This window comes from Pseudanabaena sp. FACHB-2040, from assembly GCF_014696715.1.
Lineage (GTDB): Bacteria > Cyanobacteriota > Cyanobacteriia > Phormidesmidales > Phormidesmidaceae > JACVSF01.
Window position 1 is genome coordinate 160,373 of the sequence record NZ_JACJQO010000015.1, and the last position, 25,169, is coordinate 185,541.

The window sequence follows — 25,169 nt, forward strand, 5'->3', positions numbered from 1 at the left end:
TCTATTGAGATATCTAAGCACAGGCAAAGCCTTTTGCCGGCAATTGCTATTCCACAAGAAATTGAGGCTTTGCAAGAAATTGAAGCAATGTATTAATTCTTACTTGTCTTTGAGGATCAGATGATCTACTATCAATCCTCATAGCTGTGTCTCGCAGCTTGTTTTTCCCCGAAAACCTGGTCTGACGCTACCGGAAGGTGATTGGACCCACCTACCGATAGCTGACCCGACAGCAGTTACCGCCTGCTGCACGGGCTGCCTTATTTTAGGCTGCCCTGCTGCTCGCTTATGTCTGGCCCGACCCGTTTTTCGGGGATTCCTAACCCAAAAGTTAAAGGAATCCCCTTGAAATGCTGCAAATTCAATACTTTCTGTCGTCTCCTCTAGGGGAGGCGGCACTGCCGCCTGCGCCTGTTAATCCACCTGTGCAGCCGGGGCGCAAGCGCTTACGCCTGTACCTAGTCGGCTCTGAAGCGGATGCTCAACATGCGGTCGATACCCTGCACGTGCTGGGCTTTGCCGAGCGCTTTGAGTGGACTCAAGTGATCGACCTGCCTTCAAATGGGTTTGCGGTCTACCCTTATCCAGGGGATGTGCTGCGGTATTTGAGACGCGATATGACAGGTCAGCGCTGACGCGATCGCAAAGTCTAGCGTTAGCACCCGTGCGGCTGGCTCACCCAGTTGGGTGAGCCAGTTGGGCCCCTGCTTACCCCTAACTGTAGGAAGCTCAAACCCAGCAAACCCGCGATGCTAGAGAACGTAACTCAAGTCCCCCGGAGATAGCCCCATATCTGCCATACCCCCCAAACCCCAGCTATACCAGCCCCCGCCGCACTGCCACTACTGCTGCCTGCACGCGATCGCTCACCACTAGCTTGTTCATGATGCCTTTGACGTAGGTCTTGACGGTATTGGGGCTGAGGTAGAGCTTTTGGCCTATTTCGGTATTGCTAAAGCCTTCCACAATCAGCTCCAAGACTTCTAGCTCTCGATCTGACAACAGCCCATCTCCACCCCCAGCGGCCTTAGGCCGAGCAGGAGCCAGATTTTGCATCACCTTTTGAGCAATTTGAGGATCGAGGTAGGCTGCTCCAGTCGCCGCTACGCGAATGGCGTTGGCCAAGGCATCGACATCGGTGCCTTTGATACAGTAGGCATCGGCCCCGCTGGAAAAGGCGGCAATGATCTCGGTTTCGTCGGTATGAGAGGTAAGCATCACAACTCGTACAGTGGGAGCAGCTGCTTTGATGGCCTGGGTTGCTGCAATGCCGTCCATTACGGGCATCCCCACGTCCATCAGCACCACGTCGGGCTGAAGAGCAGTCGCCTGCTCAAGGCCCTGTTGACCGTCTACCGCTTCTCCCAGCAGCAGCAAATCTGGCTGACTTGCGATCGCAGCCGTCAGCCCCAGCCGCATCATCGGGTCATCGTCTACAATCAGCAGCTTGAGGGAAGCAGGAGAGCGGGTCGTCATGCTGGCTAAGCGTTGAAACAAAGCTCATTTTAGAGGTAATCGAAAGGACACGATGCCATGCCCTTCTCCGCTTTGCAAAAGCGTCTACGGCTGATCCAAATCCGGCCTCAGTCGACTTTGCCGCTATCTAAGGAGTATCTCACCTGGCAGCAGCAATTCATCCAGGATCGCCTGCGGCTGGTGATCTGGATTTCGACTGTGTTTTTAGGGATTTTGGCAGTGCTCCACCTGGGTCTAATCCTGCCAGCCCTCAACCGCGTTGGACAGGAAGATCCCACCTTAAGAAACGATCGCATTCTCTTCACGCTCTGTGTGCTGGCAGCTCAAGAGCTGGGGCTGCTGCTAAATTTGCTGCTGCTGCGCTATCCTGCTTCCACTCGGTATGTGCGGCTGGCCTTTTTGGGCTATGCAGGTGCGGTGCTGCTGGTGCCCCAACTGCAGCACATGCTGATTGGCGAAACCTTTCTAGACCTAGGCGGGTGGGTGATTTTCTTCATGCTGCAGGCAGTGCTGATTCCGGTGCGGTGGCAGTGGCACCTGATCTCTCAGCTCAGCCTGCTCAGCCTGACGTTGCTCTCGTTCTTTGTCTTTAACTTTGATACGCCAGGTACAGAAGAGGGCATGCAGCTAACCGTCTACATCTTCTTTGTGGTGTTGGTCTGCTGCATTTTCTTTGTAGCGAACCTTGGTGTTTATCTCTACGAACGGCTCTTAATTCGAGAATTTGAACTGCGGCAACAGCTTCAGCTATTTCTCCATGCGGTGTCCCATGATTTGCGTAACCCGGTTACTGGCACGCTGATGCTGCTGAAAAATCTGCACCGCAATGGTCAAGGAGAAGTCTCTCTGAGCCCGCCTATGATTAGCCAGATGATCGATAGCCAAGAACGTCAGCTGCGGCTGATCAACTCGCTGCTAGAGGCCCATGTTCAGGAGGTGCAGGGTATTGTGCTGCAGACCCAACCGCTGCCTCTAGCGCCCTTTGTGCAGACTATCATTGGTGATTTGCAGCCCCAGATCGATCAGGAACAGAGCCACATTGTCGAGCGAGTTTCCCCCGACCTGCCGCCCCTGATGGGCGATCCGCTGCAGCTACGGCGAGTCTACGAAAACATGATCTCCAACGCTCTGCAGTACAACCGCTCCGGCGTTTGCATTACGCTTGATGCTCAGCTCAGGGGCCGCTGGCTACACTGCACCGTGAGCGACAACGGCCAGGGCATCGGCCCCCTTGAGAGTGATGGGATATCCTCGGAGCGCAGCATTTTTGATCGCTACAGCCGGGGGATCAGCCGTAGGCAGCCGCTCCATCTGGGGCTAGGACTGCACATTTGCCAGCAAATCATTGAGGCTCATGGCGGCAAAATTGGCGTTGATAGCCAGCTCGGCCAGGGCACTACGTTTTGGTTCACGCTGCCGATTTATGCACCTCAGTCAGATCTAACAGCCCAGCCGCAGCTTCCCAAGCTCCAGTGCTGAGCCACTAGCCACCAAACAGAGCAAGGCCGATCAGCGTAACGAAGCTGGCTAGGGAGGATAGGGTCAATATCAGCAGGTTGTGGTTTTCCATTGCAGATACAGCGATTTTTGGATCGGTAAGCTACAGGTTTGGGTGGGAGGGTGAATGGGTGGGGAAGGCTGATATGGGCAACTTGGCTCAAGCGTAAAACCCGGGTGTTGGGTATTGCTGGTTTAGCGCCCAGTTGCCCACTTCGCGCAGCTTGTAGTCCACTGGGTCGTGCAGGGTGAAGGTGCGTAGGTTGCGCCAGTAGCGGTCAAACCCGTGCTGACGACTGGTGGCGCGGGCTCCCATCAGGTCAAACATTTGGTTGGTAATGGCTAGACCGGCCTGCGTTGCTGCGATTTTGGCGGTTGCGATCGCAACCGCACACTCCCCTCGCTGCTGTTCGGTTAAGTCCCAGCCTCGGTCCCAAGCTGTCTGCATCTGGTCAGCGGCTCGATCGACCAGCGCTTCTGCCCCGCTGAGGCCCACCCACAGTTCACCAAAGCGGTGCAGCCGGTAGGGATCTTCAGTAGCCGCCTCGATGCCAGAGGTGGGCCAAGGCCGGGTTTGGGTCTGGGCATAGTCACGGGCTGCAGCCAGCGCGCCTTGAGCAATGCCGACGTAGATATTGGCCAGATTGAACTGGGCTAGGCAGGCCCGAAAGGTCTGAAACGGGTGCCCCGGCTGGCGCGGCGTGAGAATTTCTTCGGGGTAAACCGTTACCGAGTCGAAGGTGACGCTGCCGCTGTCGGTCTGGCGCTGGCCGATGTTGTCCCAGTCGTCATGACAGGTCAGGCCCGCCCGACTGGTGGGAATGACCACTACCGTAAACGCCTCTTCCCCCGGCACAACGGCAGTGGTGGGCAGGTAGTCTGAGTTTTTTGCCCCAGAGCAAAAGCTCTTGGTGCCATTGAGCCGGTAGCCGCTGTCATCCCGGGTCAGCACCAGCCGTCGATCGAGAGGATTGAGCGCGTTGCACCAAAACCAGTTATGGCGGGCAGTTTCGCTGTAGTAGTAGCGCTCTTGAGCCTCGCTGCCGTAGAGCTGGGGAATGATCACCCCCAGAGGGTGGTAGGAAAAGACGTGGGCCAGCGAAGCATCGACCTTAGCAATTTCTCGCACTACCTGAGCCACCGTGATCCAGCTTGCCCCAGCTCCGCCATACTCAGCCGGAATCGCTAGCCGCAGCAGCCCGCTGGCCCGGATGCGATCGCGTTCTGCTTGGGGGGTGCCGCCCTGCCGATCGCGCTCGGCTGCTGTCGCAGCAAATTCAGCCGCCAGTTCTCGGGCAATAGTGACTGGGTTTTCGGGCAGGGAAATCTCGGGGCAGGGCGCGGCCTGGCCCTTTAGATCAGGGGATCTAGGAATAGAAGGGGTCACAGTCATGTTCTCTAAAACCTCAGCCTATCGCTTCACTAGGGCCGGAGCTGCACCCGCCAGATCTAAGCCCAGCAGCAGCCGCTCCTTCATCTCCTGAAACTGAATACTGCTGCGCTGACGGGGTCGAGGCAAATCAACTCGCAGCATTCTAAAGATTCGCCCCGGATTGGGGTGCAGCATGATGATGCGATCGCTCAGCACCAACGCCTCTTCAACATCGTGGGTGACCAGCAGCAGCGTGGGGCGATCGTAGCCCCAGATCTCCAGCAGGTGATCCTGCAAGCGGGCGCGGGTAAAGGCATCAAGGGCGCTAAAAGGCTCGTCTAGCAATAAGATGTCGGGTTGAGTGACGAGGGAACGTGCGATCGCAACCCGCTGAGCCATACCGCCCGACAGCTGACGCGGCAGTGCCCCGGCAAAAGACGTCAGCTGCACCTTGTCTAGCACCGCCTGAGAACGGCGTCGCCGCTCTGGTAGCGGCAGATCGTGCAGGCCAAACTCGATATTTTCCTGCACCGTTAGCCAGGGCATCAGTCGAGGTTCTTGAAACACCAGCCCGACCCTGGAATGCGGTGCAGTAATCAGTTCATCTTCAATCAGCACCCCGCCCAAGCTAGGAAACTCCAGCCCAGCCACAATGCGCAGCAGCGTGCTCTTGCCACAGCCGCTAGTGCCCACCAGGGTAACAATCTCCCCCGGCTTAATCTTGAGCGTAATCGCTTCGAGCGCAGTAAAGCCGTTGTCAAACTGTTTTGAGACGTTTTCGATGTAGAGCATGGGTGGAGGAGTAGGGAGTGGAGGAGTAGGGAGTGGAAGGGTGGATGAGTAAGCCGTGTAGGATGGGCAAAGCGAAGCGTGCCCATCAAAGCCCATAGCCGTAGAGCGCATAGCGCCAAAGGTGCAGTGCCTACACACAGCCATGCCCCCTCACCCTGAAATGTAGGTGTCTTGCCAGCGAAGCAGGCGCTTACCCAGGGCGGCCAGCAGCGAGTCGGTCAGCTTACCCAATATGGCAAACAGCAGCAGGCTAGCCAGGATAATGGCGGGTCGGCCTGTGGTCTGCCCGTCTATTAACAAAAAGCCCAGACCCTGACTGGCTCCCATCAGCTCGGCTGCCACCACAAACATCCAGCCGAGGCTTAAGCCATTACGCAGGCCCACTATATACGAAGGCAACGTCGCCGGGAAAAACACCCGACGAATCAGCTGAATCTGGCTTAGACGGTAGATCTTGCCCACTTCCACCAGCTTGCGATCGACATTTTGAATGCCGCTCATCAGGTTGAGGTAGACCGGGAAAAACACCCCCACAGCAATCAGCGCTACCTTCGAGGTTTCAAAAATTCCTAGCCAGAGAATAAACAGGGGCACCCAGGCCAATGAAGGAATGTTGCGTAACGCCTGCAGCAGCGGGTCAAAGTAGCGGTAGGCCGTGGGGGAGTAGCCGGTTAATGCCCCCAGGAGCGTGGCCGCTAGAGTGCCCACGCCAAAGCCTACCCCCACCCGAAAGAGCGTAACGCCAATGTGGCGCACCAGCTCACCGCTAGTTGCTAGCCCCCAAATCGTGGCCGTTACTGTCGTGGGGGCGGGCAGCAGGTTGGGCGGAAACACCCCCAGCCGGGACAGCAGCTCCCACACAATCAGCAGCCCTAGTGGCAAGATCCAACCCTGGTAGCGGCCCTGCAGCTGCCAAGAGCGACGATGGGCAGGCGCTCTGGGGCTAGTCTTTGACCCTTGCCCCCAACCCGTCAGCCAACTGCGAGAATTTGGCGCTTTGGCTGGGGAACGACCGTTTTGCACCTGTGACAACTGGGCGAAATGAGAGGATTTTGTGTAAAAGCCCATAGGGCCTCCTAGCGACGAGCAACTTTCTCGATGTACTGCGGATCAATCAGATCGCTAACCACCTGCTCAACATCGGTCGAGGCCGGAATTACCCCGCTTTTCTTCAGCACGTCCCCAGCAGCCGAAATGGTGTCTATCTGCACCGGGCCAATCACTGAGTTGGACAGGTCTGTGCGCTCTAGCTGCTTGGCGGCAACTGCAGGCGTCAGCTTGGCCTCTTTTTCTAAAATGGCGGCCAGCTCAGCAGGATTAGCTACAGCCCACTGTCTTGCCTGCTCGTAAGCGGCCAATACCCGCTCAACATAGGCCGGATACTGGGTGGCAAAGTCTTCTCGTACGTTGAGCACGCCATAGGTATTAAAGTCAGGGTTGCGGTAAAACAGGGTAGAACCCTGCTCCAGTTCGGTTGCGGCCATGTGCGGGTCAAGCCCAGCCCAAGCCGCCACATCGCCTCGCTCTAGCGCCGCCCTGCCGTCGGGGTGCTGCAGCTGCACGATCTCAAGGTCTTGCTCAGATAGGCCAACTTGGTCGAGCGATCGCAATAGGAATATATAAGGATCGGTGCCTCGGGTAGCGGCTACTCGCTGGCCCTTGAGGTCTTCAACCCGGCTGATGCCGGAATTGGGGCGCGTTACTAGGGCAGTCCACTCTGGCTTGGAGTAGACGTAGACAGATTTGATTGGGTTGCCGTTGGCCTTAGCCAGCAGCGCCGCCGCGCCAGCAGTAGAGCCAAAGTCAATGCTGCGGCTGTTGAGCAGTTCTAGGGCTTTGTTGCTGCCCTGGCTTTGGGTCCACTCAACTCGGATGCCGTCTTTGCCCAGGTCTTCTTCTAGCCAGCCTTTATCTTTTAGCACCAGGCTGACCGGGTTGTAATAGGCAAAATCTATCCGCACCGCCTCGGGGTTAGCGGCTGTAGTTGAGCTTTGGGCGCAGCTATTGAGCACTGAAAAGCAAAAGATGGCAGTGAGGGCGATCAGCCATGTCGGCAGGCGAAGCGGGTTCAATCGTCTCAGCCAGCGGTTGCCAAAGTTAGCGTTGGAAATACTACGAACCATAGGTTTGAACTTGCAAAAGTTAAGGATGTATACGAGTCGTGGCCCCTTAAGCGTCTAGAAACCGGGTTTCTACTCTGCTGTCAGTCGTGGCCCCTTAAGCGTCTAGAAACCGGGTTTCTACTCTGCTGCCAGTCGTGGTCTCTGAAGCCCAGAAGAAACCCGGTTTCTGGCTTCTCACGTTAGCTGGCGCTGGCAGGAATCTTTTCGTTGGCAATGATTTCGCCTAGGGGGCTGATGTAGCGGCTGGGTGCGGCTTTGGGCAGGTTTTTCAGAGGCAGCTTGGGAAACACCAGTTCGGCAAAGCGGTAGGCTTCTTCTAAGTGGGGGTAGCCAGAGAAGATAAAAGTATCGATGCCTAGGTCGGCATATTCCTGAATGCGAGCCGCAACCTGATCGGGGTCGCCCACTAGTGCGGTTCCCGCCCCGCCTCGCACTAGGCCAACCCCAGCCCAGAGGTTAGGACTGACCTCTAGGTTGTCTCGGCCTCCGTGGTGCAAGGCCACCATGCGCCGCTGTCCCTCAGAGTCGGCGGTTGCTAGAGCAGCTTGGGCCGCAGCGATAGTCTCATCATCGAGGTGGTGGATCAGTCGATTGGCGGCTTCCCAGGCTTCGGCTTCGCTCTCGCGCACAATCACGTGCAGGCGAATGCCAAAGCGCAAAGTGCGGCCATGTTGGGCGGCTAGGCTGCGAACCTCGGCAATCTTTTCGGCGACCAGGGCCGGGGGCTCGCCCCAAGTGAGGTAGAGATCGACGTGTTTGGCGGCGACTTCTTTTGCGATCGCACTCGACCCCCCAAAGTACAGCGGCGGATACGGAGCCTGCACAGGCGGAAAGAGCAGTTTCGCCCCCTTAACCGAGAGGTGCTTGCCCTCAAAGTCCACGACCTCGCCCTGCATCACCCCGCGCCAGACGTGCAGAAACTCATCGGTCAACTCGTAGCGGGCTGTTTTGTCTAAATGCAGCCCATCTCCGGCCAGCTCTGATGGATCACCCCCCGTCACAACATTGACCAGCAGCCGCCCCTGCGACAGCCGATCAAAGGTCGCAGCCATGCGAGCCGCCATTCCCGACGATGAGATGCCGGGGCGCACCGCCACCAGAAACTTCATTTTCTGAGTGACCGCAATCAGCGAAGCGGCCGTAATCCAGGCATCTTCGCAGGATTTGCCGGTAGGCAGCAATGCCCCTGCATAACCCAGGTGATCGATGGCAACGGCCAGCTGCCGCAGATAGTCGGGGGTAATGGCGCGCCCCCCGACTGCCGTGCCCAGGTAACGACCATCGCCGTGGGTGGGGATAAACCAGAGCACATCCATAGCAAACTCCTTCATAGCGTCCGCGCTTTGGACAACGTTCGAAAAATCTGAGAAGAGAAAAGGCACAGGGAGGGATTAGGAGCCTGAACGCGCATATCAGAGAGGTGGCGTAACCATTTCCCATGCGAGTGAGTGAGCTCCCTGTGCCAAAGCTGTTCATTGCTGACTTCCTGTGAACTCCTTTAGCCGCCAGGTTCAAACCAGACAGCCCTTTAGGAATCTCCGCAAATTCGGTAGGAATACCGTTATTTGATTGGCAATGAGTATGTCACAATCTCATTTCGCTTTCAAGTAAATTGAAATACAATTTTGATTCGGCTCAATGCAACACCACGGCAGGGGTCATCCTCCCCCTGATTAGGAATGCGGGAAAACGACCCATTCTGGCAATTAGAGCGCAGTTAGCCTTAAAAAATCCTGCTGAGCTAGCCCAAGCAGATCCCAACCCGTGTTAGACCGTAGGAGCGCCTGACAGGATGAGTTAAAAGCTGTTTAACCCAAAATGAAACGAATCTGGTTGGGCCTGGTGTGCCCTCTGTTGGTCTTTACGTTTCTGGCGGTGCTGGTTGCTGCCAACCCCGATGCCCTGACGTGGGACATTTCTCTAATGCGAATCCTTCACCCCTACGCCAATCCCAGGCTGGATCGGGTGGCTGCGATCGCAACCGATTTCGGCACAGAATGGGGCGTTATTCCCGCCACGCTCTTGCTAATCGCTCTAGCTCTGTGGCGGCAGCGCTGGCGCATTGCTACCTACCTGGGCCTGACGCTAGTCGGCAGCAGCCTGCTCAACCGCACCCTCAAAGAGATTTGGCACCGCGCCCGCCCCGCTCTGTGGGAAGCGCTCAAACCCCACCTTGACTTCAGCTTCCCCAGCGGCCACGCCATGTCTAGCATGACCTTTGTGGCAGCCCTAATCTTGATCAACTGGCACCAGCCGCTCAGACCCTGGCTGATCGCCTACGGCGGCCTATTCGTTGCCGTCATCGGCTGGACTCGCCTATATTTGGGCGTGCATTTTCCGAGCGACATCCTGGCAGGCTGGATGCTCTCAATTGCCTTCACTGTAGGCGTAGGGCTGGTTGTGTTTGGAGATAGGCCAATACCGGATTCTGTAGAGCCAGTAGCGAACGATGAATGACCGATGACGGGCGTGATTCAGCATTGGTTAGACTAAACACACTTGCTTGTTGCGATCGCATTCGCCTATGTCCGACCCTGCCACCGAGACCCTGCAACCACTGCTAGAACCGGCACAGTCAGACGAGGTGATTTTTCCTCAAAACATTAGCCCACCCTTTACCGTACTGGGCATCGAAACCAGCACATAAAGCACGCCCGTTCCCATTAGAGTAACCACCAGACTAAAGAGCAAAATCCAGCGGCTGCTGGGTTCGTAGGTGTCGCGCTCAATAGCCCGCTGCACCGAAAAGTAATGCCAGGTTGAGAGCAGCACAGTCAGCAAACCAATGCAGGCCAGCATTAAACCCAGTGCCCAGCCATAGCCAGTACCGGGAACATCGGGCGAGATTAGGTAGCGCAGCCGAGCAATCAGCACGCCAAAACCAATCAGGGCAATGGCAGTACGCATCCAGGCCAAATAGGTGCGTTCGTTGGCCAAATGGTCGCGGATGCGCGAGCTGGACATCGTTTTAGCCGGGGACGGAGCGCTAGCTTGAGCAGCCGGTTCCTTTAGAGAGGCTTCAAACGGGGCATCGGAATTGGTCATTTCAGGGAGTGGGCGAGTGGGCGAGTGGCAGAGAAGATCTAGTTCGACAGGCCAAAACTTGAGCGTAGCCTGACACCGAGGCCAGTGCCCAGCAGCGCAAAGGCAATCCACAGCCAGCCGTGCAGACTGGTGGAGGCTATGCCGCTAAAGTAGGCTCCCACGTTGCAGCCAAAGGCTAGCCAGGCTCCATAGCCCATCAGCAGGCCGCCGATCAGCGCGGCTATAACCGCCAGCTTCGACGGGGGTTGGCGCAGTGCAAGCCGTCCAGCTAGGGCTGCCGCCAGAGACGCTCCCAGCACAATACCGAAATTCATTACCGAAGTTACGTCTGCAAATACGCTTGCCTGCAGCATTTGAGCGATCGCATCTTGACTCCAGAACTCACTGCTCTGCGGGTTCCAACCTAGAAGTTGAGCGATCTTGGCGCTCCACAAGGTAAAGCCCCAGGTCACGCCCCAGGGCCGACCGGCCAATACCAGGGTCAGGGTGTTGAGCAGGGCTAGTGCGATCGCACCCCACACCAGCGACCACGGGCCATAGAGAAAAGACCGCCAAGACAGCGGCTGCCACAGGGGCGTCTTCTCTGCCGCCAAGCGCTGCCAGTACCAGAGTCCGGCCGCCAAAGCTCCCAAAATAACGAGTTGTAGGGCCACTCCAGGCCAGCCCCACTGCACCAGAGAAATCGGTTCAGTTTTGGGTAGGCCCTGCCACAGGCCGTTGCTCAGCGTTCCCAAAAAGGAGCCTGTGCCAAAGGTCAGCAGGGTTAGCAGCATCATCGAGCTGCCGCCGCCAATGGTATAGAGGGTGCCGCAGGCACAGCCGCTGCCAAGCTGCATCCCCACCCCAAAGAGAAAAGCCCCGACCGCACCCTGCACCGCCACCGGAGCCACGGCCCCGCGCCCCACCTGATGCAGCAGTAGCGGCGCAAACAGAACCGTCGCCAGAGCCAGCATTAGCACCTGAGACAGCACGCCCCGCACATCGCGATTTACCAACAACCGGCGGTAAGACGAAGCAAAGCCAAAGCTGGCATGGTAGAGCGTCAGCCCCAGAAGCGTACCGATGAGAAACAGGGCGCTCTGCTTCCAGCCAAAGGGCAGCAGGCCCACCGTCAGCCCAGTCAGCAGAGCCAGCAGAATGAAGATCAAGGTGGTTTGCGATCGCGGCTTCAGCTGCTCTGGAAAATTAACGGACGAAGTCATCGCGGGTACCGACAGTTACGACACGAGAGAAAATGAAACGGCTCGCCCTCTACCCCTGCGCGGCTTGGGCTGACCGCCATCATCGTTAGGAGCAGGGGTAGGCGAAGGAGTAGGGGTGGGTATGCAGGCGGTTTCCGTATCAAGCCGTGAGGCTGTAGTTAAATTGCTGCTAGGGGTGCTTCTAGGGGCAGCCCCCACCGGCCCTGTGAAGCTAATAGTGACTACGGCAATCAGCAAAATCAGGCATTTCAACATCAAAGCAGCTCCATCAATGAGGGTAAATAATGAGGCAGAAAAGCTGCCTACATCGCTATGAGCAACCGCAGGCAGCCCGAATCGTCCACAGGAAGACTTTAGAGATCAGGGTCAACCCCAGTCTCCACCGGCAAATCGAGCTGGGCCGAATACTCCGTCCAAGATCCTTCATAGACCCGCACGTTGGGGTAGCCCAGCAGGTGCTTCAGCACCCCGTACTGCAGCGAGGCTTCCCGTCCGGTGCTGCAGGTCACAACAATGTCGTCATTTTTGCTAATGCCGCGTCGATCCAGCAGCGCCTGAATTTCGCTTAAGGGCTTTAGCTGGTGGGGGTTGTCATCACCAACGGTAAAGCTGGGCCAGGGAATATTTTTTGCACCGGGAATATGTCCGTTGCGAATGAATACGTCCTGCTCACCCGAAAAGAGGGCAGACGGACGCGGATCAATGAACTTAACCGACTGATCCCTGACGTACTGGCGCACCTGGTCCAGCGTGACCCGCACCGAAGGATCATCCTTCACCGTAAAGTTACCTGCTGCATATTGGGGAAACTCGCGGGTGACGGGTAGCCCTGCCCCTTGATAGCCCTTAAATCCGCCATCGAGAACGGCTAAGTCTTTGTGGCCGCTGCGCTCCAGCAGATAGGCCACCATTGAGGCACCCAAGACATTGGGGCCATCAGAGTAAACCACCACCTTGCTGGTATCGCTCACGCCTGACTGAGCAAACAGCGAGCCGAGCTTCTCTAGCTCCCAATACTGCACCGGCAGGCGACCGTTGGGCCCACGAAATGTGCCATCGGCAATGTGAACAGCGTTGGGCACGTGCCCTTGAATGTAGTCCAGTGGATTGATCCGTACATCTAAGATGCGAAGGTTGGCATCGTTAGCGTGCTGCGACAGCCACTCGGGGCTGACATACTCCAGGCTAGTGGGGTTAGCGGCGCGACCCGGCAGAGAAACGCCCGGAATCAGAATTACTACCGCCAGCAGAGACGCTAAAAAGGTGGCTACAGCAGGCACCCATCGACCTAAACGAATTTGCATAATTGTCTCCTTCTCTACAGGTGTTTTAGATATCCAGAGCAGGCCAACTACGCCTGCTGAGAAGCGGGTGAAGCGGCAGGTAGAGGCCCAGCTGTGGGCCGTTGGTCAGTGCTATTGACGTTAAAGCAACGCTCAAATCAAAATTTAGCAGCAATCGAATCTTACTTGAACTGGAATTCGAATGTAAATCAGTTGAAAATATTTTTAGGGTGTGTCAATATTCAAAAACCGATAAGCCGACCGGTTTACCGGTATATGCATTTATAAAAGGAATTTGAGATAAAGGCTCAGCAGTAGAGCTCTCTCAAGACACACACGAAGTTATGATTTTCTCAACGCTCTCATCTCAACCTTCTGCGAACAGGCTTCTCTCCAGCCAGCCCCAGACGCGCCTGCGACTGCGAATCTTTGCTCCTGACTCCGTAGGCATCACTAGAGCGCTGGAAGAGTTGAGGGCCTGTTGCGGCATTTTGCTGCAGGCTGCACCAGCTCGATATCTGACCCGACAAGCCCCTCTCAGCACCAGCAGTTTGGCATTCGATCTAGATTTGCAAGGCCCTATCAACAGCATTCAACAGGCCTTGCGCCAGCTGCAAACCTTTCCCGTCACCATTCAGGGCAGAGCTAACCCCGATGGCGATGGCTGGCATTGTTAATGCATTTTGTCTTCACGCAGGTTCAGAGCCCAATATTTCCTCAGCTTTCCTCTCTGGTGACTCTATGGCAATTCCCATCCCCTACAGCGCTGCTGCCGAGGCTCCTGCTGCTGCATCCCCTCCACCCAAGCCGCGCCAGCGGCTACCTCACCGCTGGAGTCATGGCCGTGGTTATGGTGTCATTGTGCTGCTGGCTCCGCTGGTTCTAGGCAGCTTTTTGCTAGTGCATCTACATGCTGTTTTTCAGAGGTGGCTGCAAATGGCTTCATTTACCTTTCAAGCCTCTTTTGAGGAAACCCACGACTAACTCCTACCGCTTTGAAACGCTGCAAGTCCATGCCAGCTTGGCCTAGCCGCACTTTCCCCACAATTACTATGCCTTTTGAGTGGAGGCAGATATGGCGGGTCCTCAATATCTAGTTAGTTGGTTTCGGCGCATCCTAGGCTGCAATGTGGCGGCTGTCGTAAATATTCGGCCAAAATTAAGAATTTAGAAGCTAACCAGGCAAGCTACCCACAAATGTCCCTATTCTCTGAAGGAGCCGTTTTGCTGCTTATCGAGACTTAGGGTTACCCATGCAAATTGATTTTCATCACGGCGTCACCTATGTCTGCGCCCGCCTGGCCGGATTTGAGCACGCTGCGGCTAACATCGTGGCCTACTGCGCCCAGTACGTCGATGACTCTATTAGTGCAGGGCTGATTCGGTTTGACAATGGGGCCATGTTTAACCGCATTAGCTCAGCGCATAAGATGTTGGACTACCGCAACTTTCGGGAGCTAGCCAACAGCCGAGTCTGGATTCCGTTTCACTTTCTTCCCGGCAATGGCGGCCTGCCTGCCGGACAAGACCCTGAGGGCAGCTTTGTAGATAAGCTCATCTGCCGCCCCAATAGCCCAGTTGCCCAAGCAATGGTGCAGGAGTGCATCCGCCATCGGCACAAGCCCTATGGGCTATATCGCCTCGGCATTACTCTGCACGTTTATGCCGATACCTGGGCTCATCAGGGATTTGCTGGGGTTAACCATCGGATCAACTGTGCCAATGATTTAGTAGACAGCAACAATATTCCCGATCAGAGCCTGATCAACCGGCTTCAGAGCTTTTTCATTGGGGAAGCTTTGCCGCTAGGGCATGGATCTGTTTTGGGCAACCCTGACAAGCCCTTTTTACGCTGGGGCTACACCAATGGGCGCGGAGAAAAGGTTGTGCGAGACAACCCCAGAGACTTTTTAGAAGCCGCTGACCAGATGTATCAAGCAATGCAGCGATTTCGGGCAGCCGATCCAGAGGCTCCGGTGTCGGGCTTGCCTGAGCCAGATAGATCGTTAATCGCTCACATGCTGTCGTCTATTACCGATATTAAGGGGGAGATGCGTCACCAAACCTGGCTAACCGCCATTGCCGCTGGGAAGTTTAGCTTTGGCCCAGCAAAAATCAGCTACGCGGCCAAAGGCCGGGGATCTTGGAAGTATCAGGCGCTGCGCGTAGAAGAAGGTTGCGATCGCAATGACACCAAAATTCCCTACTCCCCTGATTTCCTCAGCAGCCACTGGAAGCTGTTTCACGATGCGCTGAAGGCTCATCACTTCTTTATCATCCACGAGCTTCTGCCTCAGTACGGTATTTGCGTAGCGTAGGTTTCGCACACACAGATTTGCGGGTGCGATCGCATCTTCAAAAACCTTACTTGGTGTCAGCAACACTGTTCCTACTGAGTGATGGAACGTTTTGATTGGATGATTCATAGGGAGGGCGATACATCCCTGTCATGGAATAGGTGTCAGTAATTTTGATCGAGCAATATTCCTGAAAGCCGTGACGTTTGTAGAAGGAAAGATTGCGGGAGTTAGAAGAGACTAGGTAGCACGGAAGCTGATGTTGGTCTGCATAATCAAGAGCAGGCTGGATTAAACTATGCCCTAAACCCTGTCCCCGCGCCGAGGATTTCAGCCCCAGAAAAAACACCTCACATCGACTTTGCTGCGGTTCGTGTTTGCCAACTTGCTCAATCAGATATTGCCAAAATTGAGCCATTTCTTCTCCAACTCGCTCTGCAATGATTTGAGCAATCTCCTTCAGCATCTGTTCAAACGTCTCATCAAAAATATCCACGTCCGCTGGATACCATAGGCAAGCGCCTTGCAGATTGGGTGCTAAAGCAATTCTGCCGCGTTTTCTAGCATCTGCTACAAATGGTTCAAAAAACGCTTGTATGCTGGATAAGCGACCACTGCTTTGATTAAAGACCATCTCAAAGCTTGGATCATCGGCAAAGGATTCTGCCAACACCTGAGCAAGCGTACTGATCGAAGAAGTAGAGACTTCTAGCATCGATGGATTCCTCACAGGCTGGGTGAAATTTAACGAAGGTTATAGGTCACGATCCTCATGATGCTAGTTGGGCAGTAATTCGAGACTGCGCCATAAATACCAGGTGGCAATCGTACAGTAGGGCTTCCACTTCTGCCCTATCTGCTCAACTGCTTTCTTATCTGGTAAGTCTGCTAATTGATAGGCTCGACGAACGGCTGTCCGAACGCCTAAATCATCGGCTGGCAAAACATCCCAACGATGTAGTCGAAAAATCAGCAGCATTTGTGCTGTCCATCGGCCAATGCCTTTGACCTGCGTCAGCTGTTGAATCACCGCTTCATCGTTCATCTCCTTTAGCTCGTCTAATGTGGGCAATCCTTCTAAAACTTTCTGTGCCAAGTCTTTGAGGTAAACGACTTTAGAGCGAGATAGCCCTGCCCGTCTCAGCGCGTCATCATCCGTGTTGAGAACATCTTCTGCTGTGGGAAACGATTGCTCTGGATAAAGCTCTAGAAACCGACGATAGATAGCTGCGGCTGCTTTTCCTGAGATTTGTTGATAGATAATTGATTCACACAAGCTTAAGAATACGTCGCCAGTTTGCTGTTCCTGTATTAGGGTACAGTCACCAACCTGGTCGACGATGGCTGCTAGTACGGCATCCGCTTGTCTAAGTACCTCAATCGCAGTTTTGTAATCAGGGTGAGTGAAACCCTGCTCTGCTATACGGTTAGTCTTCATTAGGTGATCAGCCTACTACAGGCAAGGTAACGCCTTCGTGGTTGAGAAGCCATTGCTTACGCTCAAGTCCACCTCCGTATCCTACTAATTTCGCATTTGCCCCAATGACGCGATGGCAGGGAACCACGATCGCAACTGGGTTGACTGCGTTTGCCAAGCCCACAGCGCGGGCAGCTGTGGGTTTTCCGATCTTTGCTGCCAGTTCTCCATAGGCGATTGTCTCTCCGCTCGGAATCGCTCGGAGCGCTGACCAAACCTGTTGCTGAAAAGGCGTTCCTTCTGCACTGACAGGAATGCGGTCGAGCGCTTGATAGTCCCCTGCAAAGTAGGCTTGGAGTAATTCCGTGAAACCCTGTGGATTCTTGGCTCGACGCATTTGAAATTGCCCATAGCGTCGCGTGAGCCGTTGCATCAACTGGGGTCGCTCGCTCTCGTAGTAAAGGGCACAGAGGGCTGATTGATCGGCCACTAACACTAATAGGAGTGCCCCAATTTCTGTCTTTAACTCATCCCATAACAGTTCCATCTTATTCATGCCTAAATACAGCTGCATGGGAGCAAACGGCAAGAGATTCTAAACCTCTTCGTGCGCTACACTAACGTTTTGCTTGCATTTTTGTCGGACTCGTCAAGAATATACGTTTTTGTCGGACTCGTCAAGAACGAAACTCTAGCCACTCACTACCATGCCTCGACCTCGTTCTTTTGACTCAGATGCTGTGACCGATAAGCTATGTGAGTATTTTTGGGAACATGGGTACAGCGCCGTGTCTCTGGATGATCTAGCGCGGCAGTTAGGGATAAAGCGCGGCAGCTTGTTCAATGCCTTTGGCTCTAAGGAGGCGCTGCTCTATGCTGCGTTTGAGCGGTATGGGCGAACATTTCAAGGCAATTACAAAACCGCTCATCGGGGCAGGAAGGCGATTGTGGAGTATTTTGATAATGCGATCGCACTTGCGACCAATCAAGGAATGGGACGAGGCTGCTTCTTAGTGAATTTGCTCATGTCTCAAGAAATTCCAACTCCTGAGCTTCAGCAAGCCCTCGATCAAGATGTTGCGTTTATCAGAGAATTTTTTACCGACCATTTGCATCAGGCTCAGCAGGAGCAGGATCTGCTTCCTACCGTATCTATTGCCGCCGGGGTTGATGCGCTGTTTGGAGCAATGGTCGGGTTATTTGCCCTAGCTCGAATGAGAGCAAGCCCTGTCATGGTAGAAGAATTTGTTCACAACAATCTAAGGGGATTGTTTACTGCGTATTAGACGATACCTCTATTTTGGTCAGCCGACGAAGAACTAAACGCTCTGTTTCAAGAACTCTCATAGTCGAACACCTCGCTATTGGTGTCTAACAACTCAAATCAGCGGCCGCAGAAAGCTCAAAACAAGCAGAGAAAGCAACACTCAGTCTGCCTGCTGCATTAGACGACAAAACGCAATATTTTGTGATCAGAATTCCTGTGGCGCTCAGTTTTACAGGTAAAACAGCCTCAGCAAAAGGATTATTGGCATGCTGAGACTCAGCAGGCGCTTAGTCTTGCTCCTACCCGGCTCACTATACTTGCTCTGCGAGATGATTACAGCAACAAGCAGAACTTAGGATAGGACAATCTGCCTCAAAGAGGCACTGGCTTTGGGATCACATTTGGAGAGAGACTATGAGGGGCAAAGACGGACGCGATCGCAAGGAAACCCGGTATGAGTTCAATCAGCGCGAGCTCAACCGCGTCAACGCTAACCGGCAGTATCAGCGGCGGTGCAGTGAATGCCTTCACTGGAGAGGCACTTCCCTCAACGACATCAGCGCTTATTGCGCTCAGCACCATAGAAGCACCCCTTGCACCTACCACTGCTCTCTATGGCAGCACCGATGATGGGGCGGCTGACGAGTCGTCATCTGAGTTGTCTTCCTCAAAGACAAAATCTAGATTCTTGGCCGGTTCTATGTATTCTTCAGCCGTAAAAATTGTGTTGCAGCGCTTGCACCTGGCAATGCCCTGAGAAAGGCGATGGGTGTTTTGTGTTGTTGGGCAGTTTTACGCCGTGCCCACGGCGGGAGATTAGAGACCGAGAGCCCTTTTCAGCTTGGTCAGATCGGCACCCTCAACCGTGAACTCGTTGCCCGAGACCATTGTGACCTTCCATGAATCGGGGTTAGTCTTATTGATTTCCGAGATTTGGCTCAGGTTGATGACGTATTCGCCGTTTTGAATTTCCAGCATTGGTTGATTCCTTTGATTTGACTGTTGGGGCTGTGGTGTCGGGGCTGGTCGCTGCCCATAATTAACCACATCTTGTAGGTTAGCCATCCCGGCCGACTGTGGACAATCCCGCCACCGCCTCCGACACGGTAAGTGGTTTCAGCAACCAGCTTACTGCCACAATCTACTGAACCAGGCTGTAAAAACTAGCCCTGTATTGAGCTGTTCTACGAGATAGCCTCCTAAGATCAATGGACCATCTCCGAAATCAGCCTCACCCGGACTGAATTAGATCTTAGTCTTTACACCTGAGTCTACCGCCTGCCATGAGCAATCTAAAGGCCTACTCCATCGCTAGGCTTACCATTGCCATCGCTACCGCCCTGGCCAAATGGCCTTAAGCCAGAATGATGACGTAGTAGCTCAGGCTAGGCTTTCCCCTTGGCAGGTTGAATCACTTCAATCCGCTGGCATCCCCAATATCTCAAACAGTTTTAAGGCTGCGACAGCAATAGCTTGGTTTTGACGCTCAATATTGAAAGATTGTTATGGTGCAGGCGATTCGTCCACTGATTGAGGCCCAATATGCAGAGCAGGTGCAGGCCTTTGAGTACTCCCCCTGGTTTCAGCGCTTAGAGCAGGGTCAGGCCTCCCTGCAGGAGTACGATGCCTTTATTTTTAACCTTTGCCAGACTCACCTGAAGAGTCCGCAAATTTTGGCCTTTCTCTACGCAGTGGCACCGCCGCAGGCCGCGCCCCAGATCAAACACAATTTACTGGAAGAACTGGGGCTAGATGAGGTGGCCATCTGCCACCCTGATCTACTGTATCAACTGGCAACGGCGGCGGGGTTTGATCGCGATCGCCAAACTCGTCTGGCCGAGGCGGCGCAGGCTCAAATTCGTCAGCTCTGCACCGATCCGCTGCTGTTTGGCACGATGCAGGAACTGGGGCTGTCAGTGCTCTTGGAGGTGACCTGCTTTGAGTGGATGCTCTCTCGCCTAGCCAGTCGCATTGGCCATGCTCTAGCGGCCTATCGCGGTCTGCCGCCCGCGAGTCTAGCCTGGTTTGATCACCATTCTGAAGTCGATATTCGCCACGCCGAGGAAGGTTTAGACAGCGTTGAGCAATACCTGGCCTATTACGAGATCGAGGCCGAGGATCTAGAGACCATTCTCGACATTACCTTCCGCGAGAACATTTTTATCAAGCGATACTTCGCCGACCTGCCCCCTCTTGCCGAATCTTCCCATGAGAATCGTTGACGCTACCCTGTTTGCCCTGCAAATTCCTTTTGTCGAAGCCTTTGCCCACAGTGTGCGATCGCGCAGCTACTCAGATTCCATCGTGGTGCGGCTGCGGGCCGAAGACGGCACCGTCGGCTATGGTGAGGCAGTGGCGCGGCCTTACGTCACCGGGGAGACGGTGGACGGCTGTTTGCAGTTTATGGAACGCACCCTATGGCCTGCGGTTCAAGCCACCGACTATCTCCGGTGGACAGGACAGAATCCGATCGCCTGGCTAGCGTCGTTGGCCCTACCTGCCGATGCTGATAGTTTGGCAACCCCTGGCGTAGTGGCCTGGCATGGGGCTCGCTGTGGCTTTGAGCTAGCCCTGGTCGATTGTTTGCTGAAATCTGCCGGGGTTTCGCTGGGGGACCTCTTGCCGCCTCGGCACCCGGTCACCTACAGCGGCGTGATCACGGCCAGCAGCGTTGAGGGAGCGGTGAAACATGCCAGGCGATTCAAGCAATTTGGCCTGCCCCACGTGAAGGTGAAGATCACGGGGGAGGCGGATCGGGAACGGCTGGCGGCGATTCGCGCGGTGGTGGGGCCGCAGGTCTCGTTGCGGGTAGATGGCAATGGGGCCTACTCGGTGGAAAGTGCGATCGCTACCTGTGAGGCCCTAGCAGAATTTCAGATCGACAGCGCCGAGCAAATGATTTCGCGCGGTCATCCTCAGGATTTAGCAACGGTTCAGGCGAACTCAACTATTCCCCAAATGGCCGATGAGTCGCTGATTACCCTGGCGGATGCCGAGGCGCTAATTGCGGCCAGGGCCTGCAAAAGCTTTAATCTGCGGCTGTCAAAATGTGGGGGACTAGGGCCAACCTTGGCCATTGCTGAGCTGGCTCAAGCCACTGGCATTCAGGTGCAGGTGGGCTGCCAGGTGGGCGAGACGGCAATTCTCTCCGCCGCAGGGCGGCACTTGGCGGCCTATTTGCCGGAGATCAGCTTTTGCGAAGGCTCCTACGGCAGTCTGCTATTGCGGGAAGATCTCAGTCGTCGCCCCATTCACTTTGGCCATCAAGGTTTGGCTAAGCCTTTGAAGGGGCCAGGGTTGGGGGTAGAGATTCAAGATGCCCTGCTGGAAAAATACGCCCAGCAAATAATTTCACTGACAACTAAGGCGGTGTGAGATGATAGCCGGACTGTATACCCTCGGCCTCCACTGGCAGGGTCGAGCCCTGAAACAACGGCTAGAGGCTGCCACCCAAGAGCCTGAGCTGGCCCAACAGCAGCTATTGCGCCAGTTGCTCAGCCGCCATGGAGACACTCAGTTTGGCCGCGAGCATCACTTTGATCAGATTCGCACCCCGCTAGACTACCGCCACGCAGTGCCCATCCGCGACTACGAAGGCTTTCGGCCCTATGTGCAGCAGATGATGGCAGGCCAGGAAAAGATTTTGGTGAATGAGCCCGTGCGGATGTTTACCTTGACCAGCGGCACCACTGGGCAGCCCAAATATATTCCCGTCACCGCTGAGGTAGAGCGGGGCGGGTCACAGCTAATGCGGCAGTGGCTCTACCGAATTTTGCAAGATCACCCAACATTTTTGAGCCGGGCGGTGGTGGGGATTGTCAGCCCAGCGATCGAAGGCTATACCTCAGGCGGCATTCCCTACGGCAGCCTGTCTGGGCGAATCTACCAGCAGATCCCAGCTTTGATTCGTCGCACCTACGCCATCCCTTACCAGGTGTTTGAGATTCCCGACTACGATCGCCGCTACTGGGCCATTGCCCGCTATGCCCTGGCGCGGCAGGTGTCCTTCCTGGGTACGCCCAACCCCAGTACCCTCAAGCGGCTGGCCACGGTGATGACTCACCAGGCAGAATCGCTGATCCAGGCCATTTACGACGGCACCGATGGCGAGGGCATCTCGGCCCAGCGGCCCCAGCCTAAGCGAGCCAAACAGCTAGAACAAATCTTCAATACCACGGGGGCATTACGGCCTCGGGACTGCTGGCCCCATCTGGATCTGCTGGGCTGCTGGACGGGCGGTTCGGTGGGGGCACAGGCCCGACAACTCACTGGTGACTACGGTCCACTGCCGATTCGAGATCTAGGCTATCTGGCCAGTGAAGCCCGAATCACCCTGCCCTACCAGAACAATACTCCCGCTGGCCTGTTAGATCTGACCCTGAATGTCTATGAATTCATTCCAGAAGCCAGCGCTGACCAGGTCGACCCGCCGATTTTGCTCAGCCATGAGCTAGAACGGGGGCAGTGCTACCAGATTCTGTTGACCACTCCCGGTGGTCTCTACCGCTATCACATCAATGACGTGGTGGAGGTGACGGACTTCTATCACCGATCACCCGTCATTGCCTTTTTGCGTAAGGGCCGGGACATGAGTAACCTGACCGGGGAGAAGCTACATGTGAACCATGTGCTGGCTGCGATCGCAACCCTACAACGCCAGTTTCACCTGACGGTGGCCTCCTACCGGCTGGTGGCAAATGCCCAAAACCTGCGCTACGAGCTGTACTGGGAAATGTCAGATGTCCCCAGCCACGACTGGATCGAGCCATTGTTGTCAGCCCTGGATACGGCCTTGGCCCAAAACAACGTTGAATACGGTCAAAAACGTGCCTCTCGACGGTTAAACGCCCCCTGTCTCCATCGCATGAAACCGGGCTGGGCTGAGGCTACTCAACGCTGGGCCATAGCTCATGGTCAGCGGGAGGTACAGTACAAATGGCAGGTTCTCACCCAGCAGCCCCTACCGCTGGATACCGAAGCGATTGTGCAAACCTATGAGCTGACGCTGCCCTATGCCCACCCCCACTGATGGTCTGCGGCTGCATCGGCTGGGGCCGAGTCGGCATCCGGTGCCCTGGCTGTGGGTGCTGACCCTGCTATTTTTGCTGCGGGTGCTGGGGCAGGTGCTGGTGGCCTGCTGTCAGGTGCCCTTTTTGCCCCCCATGGCCCACTGGTATTCAGGCCTGCTTCCCTACCCGCTGCTGTTGCCCAGCCAGCTGCTGATTCTGGGGCTCCAAGTCAAAATCAATCGTGACCTAGCCCAGGAACGGGGCTGGTTTCAACAGCCTCGCCCCCGCCTCGGTCAAGGCCTACAGTACGTGAGCTACGGCTACGCCCTGGTGATGGTGATTCGCTACGGCATCACCATGAGTCTTTATCCAGAGCGTCGCTGGCTTGGGGAGGGCACTATTCCCATTGTGTTTCACTGGCTGCTGGCTGCCTATCTCTGGCTCTGGGGCTGGGGCCATCGTCGGGGGAGGCCGCTATGAGAGTAGGGATTTTTCGCCATCGCGCTCGGCTGTTCTCTCACAAGCGGCTCTGGCTGTGGCTGCTGGCGGGGCTGACTGCGCTGCTGCTGTTAGTTATTGGTCGGGGCAGTGCGATCGCAGCTGCCTGGTTGGGCCACCAGTTAGACTATCCCCCCGCCAGCTATGGCGTCCGTTTAGAACGCCGGGTGAGCGTGACCGCCCCCGATGGCACGGCGCTGGTTGCCGATGTCTACCATCCCCGTACGGCCGCAGCTACACCCACCATTCTGGTCCGCATTCCCTACTCCAAACAGATTAAACACATCCTGTTTGCCCGCACTGTTGGCCATCTTTGGGCCAGTCACGGTTACACCACGGTGATCCAGGGAACCCGAGGCCGCTATGAGTCGGGCGGCAGCTACGATCCGCCCTTTTTGAACGAGGCCCAAGATGGGCGGGCCACGCTGCAGTGGATCGCCCAGCAGCCCTGGTACGACGGGCATATCGGCATGTGGGGCGGCTCCTACTTTGGCTATACCCAGTGGGTGCTGGCCGACCAGGTTGATCCGGGGTTGTCAGCCCTGATGCCGCAGATTTGCAGCACCGACTTCTATCGCATGTTCTACCCCGGCGGCGCGTTTTCCCTAGAGAGCGCCCTTTACTGGGCGACCCTCAGCTACGGCCCACGGGATATTCCCCTCCCCCAAGAGCAGCTACAGCAGGGCTATGAGGGGTGGCCCCTGCTAGAGGCCGATGACCGAGCGGTGCAGAATATTCCGTTTTTTGATACCTGGGTCAGCCACACCGATCGCGATCGCTACTGGCAAGCGGTCGATGGCAGCGATCGCAACCGCCAGCTCCAGGCTCCGGCCCTGCTGATGGCCGGCTGGTACGATCCGTTTTTACCCACCCAACTGGCAGACTTTCAACAGATTCGCGCCAACGCGGCCCCCCCGGTCGCCGAGGCCACCCGCCTGATCATTGGGCCTTGGACCCACGCCAACACCGTCACCTTCCCCGACGGTAGCCGCCCCCGCAACTACCGCTTCGAAAGTATTGGTCCCAGCCTGCCGTGGTTTGATCAGCAGCTCAAGGGCGCTGCTGAGACGGCCCAGCCCAGCCCGGTGCTGATCTACGTCATGGGCGCTAACACCTGGCGCGGAGAATCGACCTGGCCCCTGCCCCGCACCCGCTACACGCCCTACTACCTGCACAGCAACGGCCAGGCGAATACTCTCAACGGCGACGGCCTTCTCAGTCTGGAGATTCCCGGGGAGGAAGAAGCCAGCGATCGCTTTGTTTACAACCCGCAAAACCCAGTGCCCAGTGCTGGGGGAACCATGCTGGGGCCAAACGCAGGCATTCAGCCTCAAACTATGATTGAAGAGCGGGAGGATGTGCTGGTCTATACCACCCCGCCCCTGACCGACGCGATCGAAGTGACGGGGCCAGTGCAACTGCGGCTCCAGGTTTCGACCACGGCTCCCCATAGCGATTTCACAGCCAAACTGGTGGATGTGTATCCCGATGGAACGGGTTATAACGTCTCCGAAGGGATTCTTCGGCGGGGTTATAGCAATAACATTCTAGAGGAAACTCAGGTACCCACCGAAATCACGATCGATCTCTGGCCCACCAGCCAAGTCTTCTTCCCAGGCCATCGCATTCGCCTAGAAGTTTCTAGCAGCAGCTATCCCCGCTTCGACCGCAATCCCAATACGGGCCGCGATATTCCCACCGAGCGCCAGCCAGTCGCCGCGACCCAGACTGTCTACCACCACACCGCTGCTGTCTCCCAGCTGATTTTGCCGATTATTCCAGCGGGAGGATAGCCCCTAGAATTAGTGGAATGAGTAACCGTCCTTTGCCGCAAACAACTGTAGCTTGCTGCTATTCATTTACCCTATCTCGCCTGTAGAAATTCGGGCTA

At 55.8% G+C, this 25,169-nt stretch carries 27 protein-coding genes; 13 read left to right on the forward strand and 14 right to left on the reverse strand.

All coding sequences use genetic code 11. The features are described from left to right. The first annotated feature begins 350 nt into the window (after window positions 1-350). Complete coding sequence (locus H6G13_RS18065; RefSeq protein WP_190485330.1) at window positions 351-635, forward strand: hypothetical protein; 285 nt, start codon at window positions 351-353, stop codon at window positions 633-635. Window positions 636-816: 181 nt separating this feature from the next. Here H6G13_RS18065 and H6G13_RS18070 read toward each other — a convergent pair whose 3' ends face one another. Continuing rightward, on the reverse strand, window positions 817-1,476 hold the full coding sequence (locus tag H6G13_RS18070) for a response regulator transcription factor (RefSeq protein WP_190485332.1): 660 nt from the start codon (window positions 1,474-1,476) through the stop codon (window positions 817-819). Between the two features lie 57 nt (window positions 1,477-1,533). Between H6G13_RS18070 and H6G13_RS18075 the strand changes: the two genes are divergently transcribed. Next, a complete protein-coding gene (locus tag H6G13_RS18075) occupies window positions 1,534-2,955 on the forward strand; it encodes a HAMP domain-containing sensor histidine kinase (RefSeq protein WP_190485334.1) in 1,422 nt (473 codons plus the stop codon). A gap of 178 nt (window positions 2,956-3,133) precedes the next feature. Here H6G13_RS18075 and H6G13_RS18080 read toward each other — a convergent pair whose 3' ends face one another. From H6G13_RS18080 to ssuD, 5 genes are all read right to left on the reverse strand, one after another. After that, complete coding sequence (locus H6G13_RS18080) at window positions 3,134-4,366, reverse strand: acyl-CoA dehydrogenase family protein (RefSeq protein WP_190485336.1); 1,233 nt, start codon at window positions 4,364-4,366, stop codon at window positions 3,134-3,136. Window positions 4,367-4,384: 18 nt separating this feature from the next. Beyond that, the gene (locus tag H6G13_RS18085; protein WP_242028398.1) at window positions 4,385-5,248 is read right to left on the reverse strand and encodes an ABC transporter ATP-binding protein; all 864 of its coding nucleotides are present in this window, start codon (window positions 5,246-5,248) and stop codon (window positions 4,385-4,387) included. 39 nt (window positions 5,249-5,287) lie between these two features. Next, complete coding sequence (locus tag H6G13_RS18090) at window positions 5,288-6,205, reverse strand: ABC transporter permease (RefSeq protein ID WP_190485338.1); 918 nt, start codon at window positions 6,203-6,205, stop codon at window positions 5,288-5,290. A gap of 8 nt (window positions 6,206-6,213) precedes the next feature. Beyond that, a complete protein-coding gene (locus H6G13_RS18095) occupies window positions 6,214-7,260 on the reverse strand; it encodes an aliphatic sulfonate ABC transporter substrate-binding protein (RefSeq protein WP_190485339.1) in 1,047 nt (348 codons plus the stop codon). A 179-nt stretch (window positions 7,261-7,439) separates the two neighbouring features. Continuing rightward, the gene (gene ssuD, locus H6G13_RS18100) at window positions 7,440-8,576 is read right to left on the reverse strand and encodes an FMNH2-dependent alkanesulfonate monooxygenase (RefSeq protein ID WP_190485404.1); all 1,137 of its coding nucleotides are present in this window, start codon (window positions 8,574-8,576) and stop codon (window positions 7,440-7,442) included. A 502-nt stretch (window positions 8,577-9,078) separates the two neighbouring features. Between ssuD and H6G13_RS18105 the strand changes: the two genes are divergently transcribed. Continuing rightward, on the forward strand, window positions 9,079-9,717 hold the full coding sequence (locus H6G13_RS18105) for a phosphatase PAP2 family protein (RefSeq protein ID WP_190485341.1): 639 nt from the start codon (window positions 9,079-9,081) through the stop codon (window positions 9,715-9,717). Between the two features lie 138 nt (window positions 9,718-9,855). On the opposite strand, the gene H6G13_RS18110 is transcribed toward H6G13_RS18105, so the two are convergent. The 4 genes from H6G13_RS18110 to H6G13_RS18125 all read right to left on the reverse strand — a co-directional run bounded on the left by H6G13_RS18110 (window position 9,856) and on the right by H6G13_RS18125 (window position 12,811). Next, on the reverse strand, window positions 9,856-10,224 hold the full coding sequence (locus tag H6G13_RS18110; RefSeq protein ID WP_347277502.1) for a DUF202 domain-containing protein: 369 nt from the start codon (window positions 10,222-10,224) through the stop codon (window positions 9,856-9,858). A gap of 119 nt (window positions 10,225-10,343) precedes the next feature. Next, window positions 10,344-11,507 (reverse strand): YeeE/YedE family protein, encoded by a 1,164-nt coding sequence (locus H6G13_RS18115; protein WP_190485345.1) that lies wholly within the window; start codon window positions 11,505-11,507, stop codon window positions 10,344-10,346. Between the two features lie 15 nt (window positions 11,508-11,522). After that, the gene (locus tag H6G13_RS18120) at window positions 11,523-11,762 is read right to left on the reverse strand and encodes a hypothetical protein (RefSeq protein WP_190485347.1); all 240 of its coding nucleotides are present in this window, start codon (window positions 11,760-11,762) and stop codon (window positions 11,523-11,525) included. 98 nt (window positions 11,763-11,860) lie between these two features. Then, window positions 11,861-12,811 (reverse strand): sulfurtransferase, encoded by a 951-nt coding sequence (locus H6G13_RS18125; RefSeq protein ID WP_190485349.1) that lies wholly within the window; start codon window positions 12,809-12,811, stop codon window positions 11,861-11,863. A gap of 323 nt (window positions 12,812-13,134) precedes the next feature. Between H6G13_RS18125 and H6G13_RS18130 the strand changes: the two genes are divergently transcribed. From H6G13_RS18130 to H6G13_RS18140, 3 genes are all read left to right on the forward strand, one after another. Next, window positions 13,135-13,467 (forward strand): hypothetical protein, encoded by a 333-nt coding sequence (locus tag H6G13_RS18130; protein ID WP_190485351.1) that lies wholly within the window; start codon window positions 13,135-13,137, stop codon window positions 13,465-13,467. 64 nt (window positions 13,468-13,531) lie between these two features. Further along, window positions 13,532-13,774, forward strand: coding sequence for a hypothetical protein (locus H6G13_RS18135; RefSeq protein WP_190485352.1), 243 nt, complete (start codon window positions 13,532-13,534; stop codon window positions 13,772-13,774). 269 nt (window positions 13,775-14,043) lie between these two features. Next, the gene (locus H6G13_RS18140; protein ID WP_190485354.1) at window positions 14,044-15,108 is read left to right on the forward strand and encodes a DUF6765 family protein; all 1,065 of its coding nucleotides are present in this window, start codon (window positions 14,044-14,046) and stop codon (window positions 15,106-15,108) included. Window positions 15,109-15,154: 46 nt separating this feature from the next. Here H6G13_RS18140 and H6G13_RS18145 read toward each other — a convergent pair whose 3' ends face one another. The 3 genes from H6G13_RS18145 to H6G13_RS29210 form a co-directional block, all read right to left on the reverse strand. Next, on the reverse strand, window positions 15,155-15,802 hold the full coding sequence (locus tag H6G13_RS18145) for a GNAT family N-acetyltransferase (protein WP_190485356.1): 648 nt from the start codon (window positions 15,800-15,802) through the stop codon (window positions 15,155-15,157). A 63-nt stretch (window positions 15,803-15,865) separates the two neighbouring features. Then, window positions 15,866-16,525 carry a DNA-3-methyladenine glycosylase gene (locus H6G13_RS18150; RefSeq protein ID WP_190485358.1) on the reverse strand — a complete coding sequence of 220 codons (660 nt, stop codon included), beginning with the start codon at window positions 16,523-16,525 and terminating at the stop codon, window positions 15,866-15,868. Between the two features lie 7 nt (window positions 16,526-16,532). Next, window positions 16,533-17,078, reverse strand: coding sequence for a methylated-DNA--[protein]-cysteine S-methyltransferase (locus H6G13_RS29210; protein ID WP_277882529.1), 546 nt, complete (start codon window positions 17,076-17,078; stop codon window positions 16,533-16,535). A 133-nt stretch (window positions 17,079-17,211) separates the two neighbouring features. Between H6G13_RS29210 and H6G13_RS18160 the strand changes: the two genes are divergently transcribed. Both H6G13_RS18160 and H6G13_RS18165 read left to right on the forward strand, forming a co-directional pair. Then, a complete protein-coding gene (locus H6G13_RS18160) occupies window positions 17,212-17,790 on the forward strand; it encodes a TetR/AcrR family transcriptional regulator (RefSeq protein ID WP_190485361.1) in 579 nt (192 codons plus the stop codon). Between the two features lie 395 nt (window positions 17,791-18,185). After that, window positions 18,186-18,401, forward strand: a complete 216-nt coding sequence (locus H6G13_RS18165; RefSeq protein ID WP_190485363.1) for a hypothetical protein — start codon at window positions 18,186-18,188, stop codon at window positions 18,399-18,401. Window positions 18,402-18,587: 186 nt separating this feature from the next. Here H6G13_RS18165 and H6G13_RS18170 read toward each other — a convergent pair whose 3' ends face one another. Continuing rightward, a complete protein-coding gene (locus H6G13_RS18170) occupies window positions 18,588-18,836 on the reverse strand; it encodes a hypothetical protein (RefSeq protein ID WP_190485365.1) in 249 nt (82 codons plus the stop codon). A 440-nt stretch (window positions 18,837-19,276) separates the two neighbouring features. On the opposite strand from H6G13_RS18170, the gene H6G13_RS18175 reads away from it, so the two are divergent. The 5 genes from H6G13_RS18175 to H6G13_RS18195 are packed head-to-tail and all read left to right on the forward strand — an operon-like array spanning window position 19,277 to window position 25,071. Further along, a complete protein-coding gene (locus tag H6G13_RS18175) occupies window positions 19,277-19,993 on the forward strand; it encodes an iron-containing redox enzyme family protein (RefSeq protein ID WP_190485366.1) in 717 nt (238 codons plus the stop codon). Continuing rightward, window positions 19,980-21,146, forward strand: coding sequence for an enolase C-terminal domain-like protein (locus H6G13_RS18180; RefSeq protein WP_190485368.1), 1,167 nt, complete (start codon window positions 19,980-19,982; stop codon window positions 21,144-21,146). The genes H6G13_RS18175 and H6G13_RS18180 overlap by 14 nt, the downstream gene beginning before the upstream one ends. 1 nt (window position 21,147) lies before the next feature. Continuing rightward, the gene (locus tag H6G13_RS18185) at window positions 21,148-22,800 is read left to right on the forward strand and encodes a GH3 auxin-responsive promoter family protein (protein ID WP_199305988.1); all 1,653 of its coding nucleotides are present in this window, start codon (window positions 21,148-21,150) and stop codon (window positions 22,798-22,800) included. Continuing rightward, entirely contained in the window at window positions 22,784-23,260 is a 477-nt protein-coding gene (locus H6G13_RS18190; RefSeq protein ID WP_190485370.1) for a hypothetical protein, read from the forward strand. The genes H6G13_RS18185 and H6G13_RS18190 overlap by 17 nt, the downstream gene beginning before the upstream one ends. Then, entirely contained in the window at window positions 23,257-25,071 is a 1,815-nt protein-coding gene (locus tag H6G13_RS18195; RefSeq protein WP_190485372.1) for a CocE/NonD family hydrolase, read from the forward strand. The genes H6G13_RS18190 and H6G13_RS18195 overlap by 4 nt, the downstream gene beginning before the upstream one ends. The last annotated feature ends 98 nt before the right edge of the window (window positions 25,072-25,169 follow it).

Excerpts from the sequence above, each read along its gene's own strand:
- H6G13_RS18080 (WP_190485336.1), bottom strand. The coding sequence starts at position 4,366 with ATGACTGTGACCCCTTCTATTCCTAGATCCCCTGATCTAAAGGGCCAG.
- H6G13_RS18150 (WP_190485358.1), bottom strand. The coding sequence starts at position 16,525 with ATGAAGACTAACCGTATAGCAGAGCAGGGTTTCACTCACCCTGATTAC.
- H6G13_RS18170 (WP_190485365.1), bottom strand. The coding sequence starts at position 18,836 with ATGGCTAACCTACAAGATGTGGTTAATTATGGGCAGCGACCAGCCCCG.
- H6G13_RS18185 (WP_199305988.1), top strand. The coding sequence starts at position 21,148 with ATGATAGCCGGACTGTATACCCTCGGCCTCCACTGGCAGGGTCGAGCC.
- H6G13_RS18165 (WP_190485363.1), top strand. The coding sequence starts at position 18,186 with ATGAGGGGCAAAGACGGACGCGATCGCAAGGAAACCCGGTATGAGTTC.
- H6G13_RS18175 (WP_190485366.1), top strand. The coding sequence starts at position 19,277 with ATGGTGCAGGCGATTCGTCCACTGATTGAGGCCCAATATGCAGAGCAG.
- H6G13_RS18115 (WP_190485345.1), bottom strand. The coding sequence starts at position 11,507 with ATGACTTCGTCCGTTAATTTTCCAGAGCAGCTGAAGCCGCGATCGCAA.
- H6G13_RS18105 (WP_190485341.1), top strand. The coding sequence starts at position 9,079 with ATGAAACGAATCTGGTTGGGCCTGGTGTGCCCTCTGTTGGTCTTTACG.
- H6G13_RS18130 (WP_190485351.1), top strand. The coding sequence starts at position 13,135 with ATGATTTTCTCAACGCTCTCATCTCAACCTTCTGCGAACAGGCTTCTC.
- H6G13_RS18145 (WP_190485356.1), bottom strand. The coding sequence starts at position 15,802 with ATGCTAGAAGTCTCTACTTCTTCGATCAGTACGCTTGCTCAGGTGTTG.
- H6G13_RS18110 (WP_347277502.1), bottom strand. The coding sequence starts at position 10,224 with ATGTCCAGCTCGCGCATCCGCGACCATTTGGCCAACGAACGCACCTAT.
- H6G13_RS18160 (WP_190485361.1), top strand. The coding sequence starts at position 17,212 with ATGCCTCGACCTCGTTCTTTTGACTCAGATGCTGTGACCGATAAGCTA.
- H6G13_RS18090 (WP_190485338.1), bottom strand. The coding sequence starts at position 6,205 with ATGGGCTTTTACACAAAATCCTCTCATTTCGCCCAGTTGTCACAGGTG.
- H6G13_RS18065 (WP_190485330.1), top strand. The coding sequence starts at position 351 with ATGCTGCAAATTCAATACTTTCTGTCGTCTCCTCTAGGGGAGGCGGCA.
- H6G13_RS29210 (WP_277882529.1), bottom strand. The coding sequence starts at position 17,078 with ATGCAGCTGTATTTAGGCATGAATAAGATGGAACTGTTATGGGATGAG.
- H6G13_RS18195 (WP_190485372.1), top strand. The coding sequence starts at position 23,257 with ATGAGAGTAGGGATTTTTCGCCATCGCGCTCGGCTGTTCTCTCACAAG.
- H6G13_RS18180 (WP_190485368.1), top strand. The coding sequence starts at position 19,980 with ATGAGAATCGTTGACGCTACCCTGTTTGCCCTGCAAATTCCTTTTGTC.
- H6G13_RS18125 (WP_190485349.1), bottom strand. The coding sequence starts at position 12,811 with ATGCAAATTCGTTTAGGTCGATGGGTGCCTGCTGTAGCCACCTTTTTA.
- H6G13_RS18075 (WP_190485334.1), top strand. The coding sequence starts at position 1,534 with ATGCCCTTCTCCGCTTTGCAAAAGCGTCTACGGCTGATCCAAATCCGG.
- H6G13_RS18135 (WP_190485352.1), top strand. The coding sequence starts at position 13,532 with ATGGCAATTCCCATCCCCTACAGCGCTGCTGCCGAGGCTCCTGCTGCT.
- H6G13_RS18140 (WP_190485354.1), top strand. The coding sequence starts at position 14,044 with ATGCAAATTGATTTTCATCACGGCGTCACCTATGTCTGCGCCCGCCTG.
- H6G13_RS18070 (WP_190485332.1), bottom strand. The coding sequence starts at position 1,476 with ATGACGACCCGCTCTCCTGCTTCCCTCAAGCTGCTGATTGTAGACGAT.
- H6G13_RS18095 (WP_190485339.1), bottom strand. The coding sequence starts at position 7,260 with ATGGTTCGTAGTATTTCCAACGCTAACTTTGGCAACCGCTGGCTGAGA.
- ssuD (WP_190485404.1), bottom strand. The coding sequence starts at position 8,576 with ATGGATGTGCTCTGGTTTATCCCCACCCACGGCGATGGTCGTTACCTG.
- H6G13_RS18190 (WP_190485370.1), top strand. The coding sequence starts at position 22,784 with ATGCCCACCCCCACTGATGGTCTGCGGCTGCATCGGCTGGGGCCGAGT.
- H6G13_RS18120 (WP_190485347.1), bottom strand. The coding sequence starts at position 11,762 with ATGTTGAAATGCCTGATTTTGCTGATTGCCGTAGTCACTATTAGCTTC.
- H6G13_RS18085 (WP_242028398.1), bottom strand. The coding sequence starts at position 5,248 with ATGCGCTCTACGGCTATGGGCTTTGATGGGCACGCTTCGCTTTGCCCA.